At 42.1% G+C, this 12,006-nt stretch carries 13 protein-coding genes; 5 read left to right on the top strand and 8 right to left on the bottom strand.

Annotated features, from left to right (window positions below; translation table 11 throughout):
• Nucleotides 1-8 precede the first annotated feature (8 nt).
• Together WBJ10_RS14855 and WBJ10_RS14850 are read left to right on the top strand one after the other, a co-directional pair.
• A complete protein-coding gene (locus tag WBJ10_RS14855) occupies nucleotides 9-1,250 on the top strand; it encodes an aminotransferase class I/II-fold pyridoxal phosphate-dependent enzyme (protein WP_424291661.1) in 1,242 nt (413 codons plus the stop codon).
• Nucleotides 1,251-1,502: 252 nt separating this feature from the next.
• Nucleotides 1,503-1,697 carry a histone H1 gene (locus tag WBJ10_RS14850; protein WP_424291660.1) on the top strand — a complete coding sequence of 65 codons (195 nt, stop codon included), beginning with the start codon at nucleotides 1,503-1,505 and terminating at the stop codon, nucleotides 1,695-1,697.
• Nucleotides 1,698-1,753: 56 nt separating this feature from the next.
• Here WBJ10_RS14850 and dapA read toward each other — a convergent pair whose 3' ends face one another.
• The 3 genes from dapA to WBJ10_RS14835 all read right to left on the bottom strand — a co-directional run bounded on the left by dapA (nucleotide 1,754) and on the right by WBJ10_RS14835 (nucleotide 5,586).
• Nucleotides 1,754-2,638 carry a 4-hydroxy-tetrahydrodipicolinate synthase gene (gene dapA, locus WBJ10_RS14845; RefSeq protein ID WP_424291658.1) on the bottom strand — a complete coding sequence of 295 codons (885 nt, stop codon included), beginning with the start codon at nucleotides 2,636-2,638 and terminating at the stop codon, nucleotides 1,754-1,756.
• A 93-nt stretch (nucleotides 2,639-2,731) separates the two neighbouring features.
• Complete coding sequence (gene ligA / locus WBJ10_RS14840) at nucleotides 2,732-4,744, bottom strand: NAD-dependent DNA ligase LigA (RefSeq protein WP_424291656.1); 2,013 nt, start codon at nucleotides 4,742-4,744, stop codon at nucleotides 2,732-2,734.
• A 167-nt stretch (nucleotides 4,745-4,911) separates the two neighbouring features.
• Complete coding sequence (locus WBJ10_RS14835) at nucleotides 4,912-5,586, bottom strand: ACP phosphodiesterase (RefSeq protein WP_424291654.1); 675 nt, start codon at nucleotides 5,584-5,586, stop codon at nucleotides 4,912-4,914.
• A 132-nt stretch (nucleotides 5,587-5,718) separates the two neighbouring features.
• Between WBJ10_RS14835 and tyrS the strand changes: the two genes are divergently transcribed.
• Nucleotides 5,719-7,002, top strand: coding sequence for a tyrosine--tRNA ligase (tyrS, locus tag WBJ10_RS14830; RefSeq protein ID WP_424291652.1), 1,284 nt, complete (start codon nucleotides 5,719-5,721; stop codon nucleotides 7,000-7,002).
• 35 nt (nucleotides 7,003-7,037) lie between these two features.
• Here tyrS and WBJ10_RS14825 read toward each other — a convergent pair whose 3' ends face one another.
• On the bottom strand, nucleotides 7,038-7,376 hold the full coding sequence (locus tag WBJ10_RS14825) for a hypothetical protein (protein WP_424291650.1): 339 nt from the start codon (nucleotides 7,374-7,376) through the stop codon (nucleotides 7,038-7,040).
• A 17-nt stretch (nucleotides 7,377-7,393) separates the two neighbouring features.
• Between WBJ10_RS14825 and WBJ10_RS14820 the strand changes: the two genes are divergently transcribed.
• Nucleotides 7,394-8,518 carry a DSD1 family PLP-dependent enzyme gene (locus WBJ10_RS14820; protein WP_424291648.1) on the top strand — a complete coding sequence of 375 codons (1,125 nt, stop codon included), beginning with the start codon at nucleotides 7,394-7,396 and terminating at the stop codon, nucleotides 8,516-8,518.
• 125 nt (nucleotides 8,519-8,643) lie between these two features.
• Nucleotides 8,644-8,967 carry a four helix bundle protein gene (locus WBJ10_RS14815; protein ID WP_424291646.1) on the top strand — a complete coding sequence of 108 codons (324 nt, stop codon included), beginning with the start codon at nucleotides 8,644-8,646 and terminating at the stop codon, nucleotides 8,965-8,967.
• A 156-nt stretch (nucleotides 8,968-9,123) separates the two neighbouring features.
• Here WBJ10_RS14815 and WBJ10_RS14810 read toward each other — a convergent pair whose 3' ends face one another.
• From WBJ10_RS14810 to WBJ10_RS14795, 4 genes are all read right to left on the bottom strand, one after another.
• Complete coding sequence (locus WBJ10_RS14810; RefSeq protein ID WP_424291644.1) at nucleotides 9,124-9,828, bottom strand: 3-keto-disaccharide hydrolase; 705 nt, start codon at nucleotides 9,826-9,828, stop codon at nucleotides 9,124-9,126.
• A 3-nt stretch (nucleotides 9,829-9,831) separates the two neighbouring features.
• Nucleotides 9,832-10,254, bottom strand: a complete 423-nt coding sequence (locus WBJ10_RS14805; protein WP_424291642.1) for a c-type cytochrome — start codon at nucleotides 10,252-10,254, stop codon at nucleotides 9,832-9,834.
• Nucleotides 10,255-10,308: 54 nt separating this feature from the next.
• Nucleotides 10,309-11,361, bottom strand: coding sequence for a sugar phosphate isomerase/epimerase family protein (locus tag WBJ10_RS14800; RefSeq protein WP_424291640.1), 1,053 nt, complete (start codon nucleotides 11,359-11,361; stop codon nucleotides 10,309-10,311).
• Between the two features lie 12 nt (nucleotides 11,362-11,373).
• The coding region (locus WBJ10_RS14795; protein WP_424291638.1) for a Gfo/Idh/MocA family protein at nucleotides 11,374-12,006 on the bottom strand (633 nt) is incomplete at its 5' end.

The raw sequence follows: 12,006 nt of genomic DNA, 5'->3' as shown, positions 1-12,006 counted from the left end.
TATAAGATTTGGATTTATTTGATAAAATTTCGAAAAATATGGGTCCTTTGGGCCAGCACCACAAAATGGCGCATGGTTATTTTTCATTTCCAAAGTTGGAAGGTGAGATTGCTCCTCACATGAAATTCAGGGGGAAGGAACACCTGGTGTGGAGTCTTAATAACTATCTCGGACTTGCAAATCATCCGGAAGTTAGGAAGGCTGATGCCGAAGGAGCTGCCGAATTCGGTCTTGCCTACCCTATGGGAGCACGAATGATGTCAGGTAATTCAAGCAATCATGAAGCCCTGGAAAAGGAGCTCGCTGAGTTTGTTGGTAAAGAAGATTCATTCCTTCTTAACTATGGATATCAGGGAATAATGTCTGCAATCGACGCTTTAGTTGACCGACACGATGTGATTGTATACGACGCAGAGTCTCATGCATGTATTATTGATGGTGTTCGTCTGCACCCGGGAAAACGCTTTGTTTACTCGCATAATGACATGGAGAGCCTTGAAAAGCAATTGGAACGTGCGACACGATGGGTTGAAAACACCGGAGGAGCAATCCTTGTAATAACAGAAGGTGTATTCGGGATGTCGGGTGCCCAGGGAAAGCTGAAAAATGTAGTTGACCTGAAAGAAAAGTTTAATTTCCGGATATTGATTGATGATGCACACGGCTTCGGTACTATGGGAGCTACCGGTGCGGGAACTCATGAAGCACAAGGATGTATAGAAGGTATTGATATATATTTTGGGACTTTTGCCAAGTCAATGGCAGGAATAGGTGCTTTTATAGCCTCGACTGAGGAGATCACAAATTTCCTTCGTTATAATATGCGTTCTCAAACATTTGCTAAATCACTTCCGATGCCAATGGTAGTAGGTTTACGCAAACGCCTTGAACTATTAAAAAGCAAACCGGAGTTGAGAGAAAAGCTATGGGAAGTTGCTACCACACTGCAAAAAGGCTTAAAGGAAAGAGGATTCAATATAGGTGTGACAGATACGATGGTCACCCCTGTGTTTCTTGAAGGCGAATTAGCGGAAGCAACTGCAATTACTATGGACCTGAGAGAAAATTACGGGATTTTCTGTTCGATTGTAGTTTATCCTGTTATTCCAAAAGGATTAATAATGCTGCGACTGATCCCAACAGCTCTACACACCATAGAGGACGTGAATCGCACCTTAGATGCCTATAGCGAACTTGCGGTCAAACTGAAGAAAGGCCATTACAAGGAAAAAAATCTGGCAAAGGTTTAAATATTGCTGTAATAAAAAAAGTGCCCTTAGTACTAATTAAGGGCACTTTTTATTTGAAGCAATTTGTAACTAGCTGAAATAAAACATTTTAGCCTGGCAAATCCTAGTTTTATTGTTGATAAACTCCATAAATGTGGAAAAATACGCTAAAAACGCATGATTATATTTATTTCAAATATTTTTTTTTAGGAAAAAACATTATACATTAGCTAATAGTAATCATACTAACCTCACAACTAAAGTAGTACAAACATGAAAAAATTCCAAGAAGCAAAAAGTTTATTCGAATCACTGGAAGCAGATGCTGACAAATTCTACAACAAGGCTAACAGCGCAGCTGGTACGCGCGTAAGAAAAGGAATGCAGGATCTTAAGAACCTTGCTCAAGCTATCCGACTTGAAGTTCAGGAAGCTAAAAACAAAGAAGCTGCAAAAGCTAAGAAATAATAAATGCAGAAAGACATTTAAAGCCCGTTCTCATATAGTGAGGACGGGCTTTTCTATTAAATAAGGTGAAGCTTTTTAAGCTCGTTTTCTATCTTTGAAGTAGTATCTGAACCTACCTTAACAAGAGGCAATCTAAGGTTGTCCTCACATATTTTCAACAAGTTAAGGGCTGATTTAACTCCACCGGGATTTCCCTCGGCGAAGCATAAGCTGGTGAATTCGATGAGGCTGTAATGAAGAGGCTGGGCCTCTATAAATTTGCCATCCAGGCACATTCTAACCATTGTTGATAAAATCCCCGGCAGGGCATTTCCAATAACAGATATAACTCCCACTGCTCCAGCCGAAATAAGGGGTAGAGCTATGGCGTCATCTCCTGAAATGAACAGAAAATCTTCCGGCTTGTCACGAATGATGATATTGAACTGGTCAAAGCTTCCGGAAGCTTCTTTGGTCCCGATGATATTTTTAAAATCATGTGCCAGACGAAGTGTGGTATCTGCAGTCATGTTCATGCCAGTCCGACCTGGAACATTATATAAGAGGACGGGAAGATCAGAAGCCTCCGCAACTGCCTGGTAATGCTGATAGATACCTTCCTGGCTAGGTTTGCTGTAGTATGGCGACACAGAAAGAACCGCATCATAAGCACTTTTGTCGAATTTCTTTAGGTCACGTACAACTTCGGCCGTATTATTACCACCAATCCCTGCGATAAGAGGCACTCTTCCTGCAGTATGTTCAGCAGTTACCTCCCATATCTCTTTCTTCTCGTCGCTGCCAAGCGTTGCTGCTTCTCCTGTTGTTCCTAAGGATACGATGTATTCCACACCGCCAGCGATTATGTAATCAATGATGTTTTTAAGCCCCGAATGATCAATTGAGCCATCTGCATTAAATGGAGTAACCATGGCTACTCCCGTTCCGTGAAATTTATTCATTCTGGGTATGTTTAAGCGAGCGTAATCTTGCGAATTTAAGACGATAAGCGCGAATTTTAAAACGATTGCCCAATTATTTTAGCATTTCTGCGATTATTTCAACATTTTCAGCATTTCAGAGTCAGAGATTATCGGGATTTTTAATTTCAAAGCTTTTTCAAGCTTAGCCGGCCCCATGTTATCACCCGCTACCAGATAATTTAACTTAGCGGATATGCTACTTAATATTTTACCGCCATTTGCTTCAATTATATCTTTCAGTTCATCCCGGCTATAATTTTCGAACACACCTGAAATGATAAATGACATTCCTTCAAATTTAGTGCTTTGCAATTCAACCACTGTTTCTGAAGTTTCAAAATGCAGCCCATGTTGTCGGAGTTTGTCAATCTGTTCGGTATGTCGTGGTTCACTAAAATATTCCACAAGGCTTGCTGCAATCCGCTCTCCAATTTCTTCCGCAGATGTTAATTCCAACAAACTGGCATTCATCAGCGAGTCAATATTTTTAAAGTGTGCAGCCAGTTTTTTCGCTACGGTTTCCCCAACGTACCGGATCCCAAGGCCAAAGAGCACCTTTTCGAAGGGCATTTGTTTTGACAATTCAATTCCCTCAAGCATATTTGTAATTGATTTTTCACCAAATCTGTCGAGCTGTTTTAGCTGATCTCGTTTTTCGTAAAGAGTGTAAAGATCGCTGATATGTTCTATAAGCCCTTTTCGGTAAAACGCTTCGATACTTTCCTGCCCAATGCCTTCGATATTCATTGCCTTTCGGCTGATGAAATGCTGCATTTTTCCAACAATCTGTGGGGGACAGGCTTCATCATTCGGACAATAGAAGACGGCTTCTCCTTCTTGTCGTACTAAGTTACTATCGCATTCAGGGCATACTTCCGGATAAACGATAGGTGCTGCACCCGCCCGTCGCTTAATGGTATTGACAGCAATAATTTTCGGAATAATTTCTCCTCCTTTTTCCACGAGTACCGTATCTCCTTCATGGAGATCGAGGCGGAGGATCTCATTTGCGTTATGAAGGGTAGCCCGCTTAACCGTGGTGCCTGCGAGCAGGACTGGTTTGAGGTTCGCTACAGGCGTCACTGCACCAGTCCGTCCAACCTGGTAGCTTACTCTTTCAAGTATAGTTTCAACCTCTTGGGCTTTATATTTATAAGAAATCGCCCAACGTGGCGATTTCGCGGTAAACCCAAGTTCCTGCTGCTGGCTGTAGTTATTTACTTTAATGACGATACCATCGATTTCATAACTCAGGCCAAAACGCTTTTCTTCCCAGAGATGGACGAAGTCAAGTACTTCTTCGATGTTCTTGCAAAGAGTGTTGTGCTCACAAATGTGAAATCCCCAGTCTTTTACAGCCTCCATGCTTTCCCAATGAGTATTATAGAGACGCTTATCCGTATAAAGAAAATACAGGAAGCAGTCGAGCGGACGCTTTGCGACTTCACCGGAATCCTGCATTTTTAATGTCCCTGAAGCGAAGTTACGCGGGTTAGCATAGGGAACCTCGTTATTTTCAAGCCTCTCTGTATTCAGGCGCTCAAAAGCGGGCTTATGCATAAAAACTTCACCGCGAATCTCGAACATTTCGGGATACCCGCTTCCTTTGATGGTTTTTGGTATAGTCTGTATCGTTCTGGCATTTGTAGTTACATCATCGCCTTGTGTTCCATCACCACGGGTTACCGCTCTAAGTAATTTCCCGTTTTCGTAAGTCAGGCTAATAGATAAGCCATCAAACTTCAGTTCGCATACATATTCGAAATTGTCACCAATCGCTTTGCGCACTCGTTCATCGAACTCTTTAAGGTCCTGCTCATTGTATGTATTTCCCAAAGAAAGCATCGGCCACTTGTGCTTTACCGTCTGGAACTCCTTAGTTATATCACCACCCACCTTTTGCGTTGGAGAATCGGGATCCTGGTATTCGGGATATTCCTTTTCCAAAGCAGAAAGTTCCTCTAATTTTTTATCGAATTCAAAATCTGAAATAGAAGGATGTGCCAGAACATAATAGTTGTAATTATGGATGTTCAGCTCTTTGACGAGGGATTCTATGCGGTTTTGGATTTGGGAAGGGGACATTTTACGAAGTTAATTTTAATAAGCTGAAAACTGAAAACTGAAAGTTGAATCTCTATGCAGATTGTCATCAAATTCGGGGCCGTTCAATTTAGGTTTTTAACTAGCCTTCCGTTTTCAGTTTTCAACTCGCCTTCCGTTTTCCGTTTTCAACTCTCACCTTTAACCTTTCACCTATCCACTACCTTCTCGATTTCCTCAAAAATCTCCATATACCCCCTCTGTAGTTCGTTATGATAAGCCAGCAAGATCGAACTTAGCTGCAGGAGTTGAGTGTCATTTAGTGGTTCGGGCCAAATGCGCATACAGATCCGGTTAATGGCATACATTATATTATGAGCTTCCCGGTAACTTCCAAGGTAATTTACTTCAATAAAATTGTCAAAAAACTTGAAAAAATGGACTGGATCGTCCATGGTGGTTAGTTGGAAAAAGCTTTTGAGGGCAGAACGGTCAGAAAGACGAAGGTTGGTGTAAAGGTCGCTGGGATCAATAATGTCTTCCGTCAGCAAAATGCTGTCCAGCATAATTTCAAGGGCAATGTGGGCTACAAACGATGGTCTTACCGGCGAGTGGACCAGCACCGGTGCTATTGCCTTTCGCATCGCATTCGTATGCTTTATAAAAAAGCCGGAATTATGGAAATGCCGATCTACCGCCAGATGGCGCTTCCACCCTTTAAGAATGGATTTTTCGGTCAGCCCGAGAAAAAGCGCTTCATTTTTTTCGGGCCGTAAATTCCAGTCTTTCCTTGCATTTTTCACCAGATCGGGCAAAACCGTTCCCAACACTATGTTTGGATCGTTATTGTATCTGTCAAAATAAAAATGGGACAAGAAATTCATATAATTTAAACCCGAAGTCTATACTAATACGCTACGTTGCTTAGAAACGTTCCATCCAATAAATTTACGAAAATTTTGACATGCAGGGGTGTTGCCAATTCTGTTATATTTGCAGGCAAAACGATAATTTCAATGAATTTTGTAGAAGAATTACGCTGGCGGGGAATGCTGCACGATATCATGCCTGGCACCGAAGAAGAATTGAATAAAGGCCTGACTTCCGGTTATATTGGCTTTGACCCCACAGCCGACTCACTACATGTTGGTCATCTTACTCAAATTATGACCCTGATTCATTTCCAGCGCGCCGGACATAAGCCAGTCGCTCTGGTGGGTGGTGCTACTGGAATGGTGGGAGATCCTTCAGGGAAGTCTGCCGAACGAAACCTGCTTTCTGAAGATATACTTAATCATAATGTGAGCTGCCTCGAAGCTCAGTTGAAGAAATTCCTTGATTTCGATTGTGGCGCTAAAAGTGCTGAGATGGTTAATAATTACGACTGGTTTAAGAATTTCACTTTCCTTGATTTTATCCGCGACGTGGGCAAGCATCTGACGGTTAATTATATGATGGCCAAGGATTCTGTAAAGAAGCGGCTGGAAGGCGAAACCGGAATGTCATTTACTGAGTTTAGTTACCAGCTAGTCCAGGGATACGATTTTTACTATCTCTGGAAAGAAAAGAACTGTCTGGTGCAGATGGGTGGCTCCGATCAATGGGGAAATATCGTAACAGGAACAGAAATCATCAGGCGTAAAGCCGGTGGTACAGCTTACGCGATTACAACCCAGTTGATTAAGAAAGCGGATGGGACAAAGTTCGGTAAGACAGAAAGTGGTGCAGTATGGTTAGACCCGGCAAAGACCTCACCATATAAATTCTACCAATTCTGGTTAAATACTACGGATGACGATGCAAAAAGCTGGATACGGATCTTTACATTAAAAACAAAAGAAGAGATCGAGGCGCTTGAGCATGAGCACGACAAGGCACCGCATTTGAGAATCCTGCAAAAGGCTCTGGCTGAAGAAATAACCATTCGCAGCCACTCTGAAGAAGCTCTACAAACGGCGTTAAAAACATCAGAATTCCTTTTTGGCGGCGGTTCATTAGAGTTTCTTAATGGATTGAGCAACGAAGCAGTATTAGAGGTATTTGAAGGACTTCCTCAATTTACTATATCCAAAACTGACTTATCTGAAGGAATCAATCTAACTGATCTGCTGGCTGAGAAAACTTCTATTTTTCCATCAAAGGGAGAGGCAAGGAAGATGATAACCGGGGGTGGAGTTTCTGTGAATAAACAAAAAGTGGATGACTCTACACATTCTTTTTCGGGATCCGATCTTATAAATGATCGATTCCTGGTTGTTCAAAAAGGGAAAAAGAATTATTTTTTGATCATTTCGGAATAAATTTCAGATTATACACTTTTTCAAGCGGCACAAACTCAATCTCCTTTGCCCTGCAAAGCGGTGTTCGAGTATCGTTCGACCGGTTCTGAACCGGTTCCGAAGCGGTACTGAACCATTTCTGAACCATTCCTGAACAATACCTGAACAATACCTGAGCCGGTGTTGCAGTGGACATCAGGTGTACTACAAGCGGTGTCTAAGTATAGGTTGAGCGGTGTTTGAGTATAGGATGAGCGGTGTTTGAGTATACCTATAACCGTGTCACTTTCACTTTCAAAGCTTGCACTTGAACTTTTATACCTTTCATAAATCGGTTTGATATGAATTAATACTAGATTTATCGAGTAGCAGCCGGCAGTTAAAGGACCCTTCATACATTCAAAAATTAAATATGATCCAGGAAAAAGAATCAATTGGTAAATCGAAATGGGACTTGGATACGCCGGCATTAGTTGTCGACCTGGATAAAATGGAGCGAAACATCAAAGCAGTTCATACGCGTTTGCAGGGAACTGGTGTCGGTGTTCGTCCGCATATTAAAACGCATAAATCGCCTGCCATAGCAAAAATGCAGATCGCTGCCGGAGCCCTTGGTGTTTGCGCTGCCAAACTTGGTGAAGCAGAAGTTATGCTGGAGAACGGGATCGATAGCGTGCTCCTGACCACGGTAAATGTAACTGCTTCTAAGATTGTTAAGTCAATGGCTTTAAGGAAGAAGCATAATGGCTTTATACAGGCGGTGGATAATCCTCAGAATATCCAGGATCTCCAGGATGCAGCTAAAGCAGCTAGCATTGTGGCTGACGTCGTACTTGATATTGATGTCATTAAAAGATCGGGCGTGGCACCTGGTGAGCCTGCATTAGCTCTGGCGCACATGATCGACAAAATGCCGAATCTTAAATTCTGCGGTATACTTGCCTATGACGGGACCGTACAGCATGTTGTCGGATTTAAAGAACGACAGGCTCAGGCTCTGAAAACATATGAGCCGATTGTCAGGACCTATGAGTTGATGAAGGCTGCTGGCCTTAATATGGAGATTTTCAGCGGAGGCGGAACTGGCACTTATGATATTATGAGCGTTGTGCCCGGATTTACGGATGTGCAAGTGGGAAGTTATGTGTTTATGGATCGCCAGTATATTGAAATCGGAGGTGCAAACAATGAGAAAGTATTTGATGACTTTGAGCCTTCGCTTACTGTAATGACTACTATTCTTAACAATTATCACCCCGGCCGTCTCACAACTGATTCCGGTTCAAAGGCCTTCACTCTAAACCAACCCAGTCCGCTAGTCCTCGGCGAACCGGATTATAACTACATTGCTGCAGCCGACGAGTATGGGGTAATTACCTTTGAGAAATCGAATAAATCCTACATAGTAGGAGAGAAGCTCGAGATCATCCCACCGCATTGTGATCCGATTGTTAATTTATATGATGTGATTTATGGGGTGCGTAATGAAAGGGTGGAGTCAGTTATTGAGGTGCTTGGTCGGGGGAAATCGCAATAGGGTGAAAGGTGAAAGGTGATAGGTGGAAGGTGAAGCCGATCAATAGGTTGATCATGCCTTTAAATAAGTGCTATAGTCAATATTCCCAACGCTTAGTATATTAGGATAAATAAGCTTCCTTCCTAATGGCTAAGAGTTTAATTCAAATTAAGAGTTATGCGTTTGCATTAAAGATCATTGATCTTTGCAAATATTTATATGAAATAAAGAAAGAGTTTGTTTTGTCAAAGCAGCTTTTGAGAAGTGGTACAGCCCCTGGAGCTTTGATTTACGAAGCTGAACATGCCCAATCTCGACCTGATTTCCTCAATAAGCAGAATATAGCTTTAAAAGAGGTAAAGAATGCAAATACTGGCTCAATTTACTTAAGGATTCTAACTATCTCTCCGAGAAACAATTTTCAGATATTATACCAGATTGCACTAAATAATAAAGATGCTCTCGAGTAGTGTTAAAACGACGAGAGCATCTCTTATTCGATAACCAGTATAACTATTTCAGTATGAAATTCAATCCCCAGGAAAAAACAAATCCTATTAATAACGAGTTGTTTTCACCTTTCCCCTTTCCCCTTTCACCTATTAGTATAAGGCTCTTTAACGAATTTAAAGCCTCTTTATAGATATATTCCTATACCAAACATTATCACCATGATCCTGCAGTGCAATTCTGCCGGTTTTGTAAATTCCAAAAGCTGGCCAGTTTTTGAATTTACTTCCTGCCACCATTTGCTTCCAGTTATCATCCCACATGGTGGTTTTTACAACTGATTCGCCATTTTGTATTAGTTCGAGAGCACCATCATTCATAATAATCTCAGAGGTGTTCCATTCGCCGACAGGTTTAACATTCTCTACGCGGCTTTTTACCAGATCGTATAGATCACCTGCACGGTGTTTGGTAATCTTAGCGTCAGGATGTCCGTCGTTGTCGAGAACCTGCATTTCTGGTCCAGTAGTATAAGTAGCATTGTATTTTGGATCTTCTTTAACATTAAAAATGATCCCGCTATTGCCATTTTTAGCGATTTTCCATTCAAGCTTCAAGTGATAGTTGGTGAATTCTTCATTCGTAACCAGGTCACCTCCTTGTCCGGGAGTTTTGTTCGCAGCATCCAGAAATAATGCTCCGTCTTCAACTTTCCATTTCGCTCCAGCAGTGGTTTTGCCATAAGTATGCCATCCGGAAGTTGTTTTACCATCAAAAAGCTTTTGCCAGCCTTTGCCGCTGGTGCTGCTCATTGAATTTTTTCCGGTTCCGCATCCTGTTAAAAGGACTGCTGCAATAATTGTCAAACTTAAAAATCTCATAATTTACTTTTTTAACGATAATATATATTTAACCATTTCCTTTGCATCATTTTCGCTAATTGTTGGATGCGGTGCCATTGGAATATCTCCCCAATTGCCTGAGCCTCCTTTAATAATTTTTCCTGCAAGGAGTTCAATATTTTCCTCGGTGGCAGGGTATTTTGCAGCCACATCCTGATAAGCCGGGCCTAAAAGTTTCACATCTTCCTTGTGACAACTAAGGCAATCACTCTTTTTTATCAGTTCTGCCCCGGTAGTGCCAGTGGAGCTCGTTCCAATATTATTCACATTGGTATCAACGTTCGACTGTTGTGCTGTGGCGGCCTGATCTGCCCCCGCAGATGTGTTGTCGGTTGATTTCGTTTCGCTATTGCTGCACGCTGCGATGACGCTGCAAATTCCAAGTATTAAGGCTAGTTTTTTCATTGTGTCTTTATTATCTATACAAGTTTAACAGCATCACCAATGTACTGTTTTATTTTATATTCCTAAGATCCGACGATTGCCTTCTTCATTGCTAACTCCACCTGCAAAATCATCAAAGGCTTTTTCAGTAACACGGATTATATGATCTTTTATAAACGCAGATCCTTCTCTGGCACCGTCTTCGGGATGTTTAATGCAGCATTCCCATTCCATTACCGCCCAGCCAGTATAATCGTATTGGGTTAGTTTGCTGAAAATCTTTTTAAAGTCTACTTGTCCGTCACCTGGCGAGCGGTATCGCCCAGCGCGATTTGCCCAGCTTTGATAACCGCCAAAAGTCCCTTGTTTTCCAGTAGAATTAAACTCTGCATCTTTAACATGGAATGCTTTGATACGTTCATGATAATGATCAATGTATTGAATGTAGTCAAGTTGCTGCAAGACAAAATGTGAAGGATCATACAGAAGGCAGGCACGTGGGTGATTATTTACTTTTTCCAGGAACATCTCATAAGTTATCCCATCAAAAAGGTCCTCACCCGGATGTATTTCATAACACACATCTACACCCTCTTTATCAAAATGATCCAGGATAGGCATCCAGCGTTTGGCTAATTCTGTGAATGCCAAATCGACCAAACCATCTGCCCTTTGCGGCCATGGGTGCCACATATGCCAAAGCAGCGAACCACTGAAGGTTGCATGAGCATTAAGGCCAAGATTTTTAGAAGCAGTCGCAGCATATTTCATTTGCTGAACCGCCCATTCCTGCCTGGCTTTTGGATTGTTTTGAAGATTCTTAGGTGCAAACGCATCGAATGGCTGATCGTAAGCTGGATTGACAGCTACTAATTGCCCCTGCAGGTGTGTTGAAAGTTCTGTAATTTCTAGTCCGCATGAATTTACTATTCCTTTGATCTCATCGGCATAGGTCTTGCTTTCAGCAGCTTTTTGAAGATCGATAAAACGAGGATCTAATGTTGGTATCTGAACACCGACGAAACCAAGGCTTTTTGCCCACTTGCAAATAGATTCGAGACTATTGAAGGGCGCCTCATCGCTTATAAATTGAGCTAGAAATACTCCCGGTCCTTTAATTGTTGTCATATCTGCTATCTATTAAATTGTATAGTCGGTCCATTTTTCACTGCTCGCATTACTTTTTACGACATTATCGATGAACGCCATCCCTCTGATCCCTTCCTCCACGGATGGAAAATCTAGTGTTTCTGGTGATGCTTCTGTTCCATCTATTCTTGCTGACAGGGTAAGTGCAAAATTCCTGTAAAGATTGCCGAAAGCTTCCAGATAACCTTCCGGATGTCCTCCCGGTGTACGGCAATTATGAGTGGCATAAGTTGAAAGCCTGTCGGTGTATCCGGCTCCGGCCCTTAGTATTTCAGTTGGCCTGTCGAGCCATTTTACCAATAAAGTATTTGGTTCATGCTGTGCCCATTCCAGACCACCATTTTCACAGTATAGCCGAATTTTTAACGCATTTTCTTCACCAGCAGCTACTTGCGAGGCCATTAACACACCATTAGCCCCGTTGTCAAAATTTAAAAGCACGTTTCCATCATCATCAAGCTGGCGTCCTTCAACAACTATGTTAAGGTCGGCACATATCTTTGTGATTTTAAGTCCGGATATGTACTCCGCCAGATGGGCAGCGTGTGTCCCTATATCGCCCATGCTGCCACTTTTGCCAGATTTTTTCGGGTCTGTCCTCCAGGCTGCCTGGGAATTTCCTTC

Source organism: Daejeonella sp., assembly GCF_049655485.1.
Taxonomy (GTDB): Bacteria; Bacteroidota; Bacteroidia; order Sphingobacteriales; family Sphingobacteriaceae; genus Daejeonella.
Note: the sequence above shows the minus strand (reverse complement) of the source record. Positions and strands in the feature narration are given on the sequence as shown.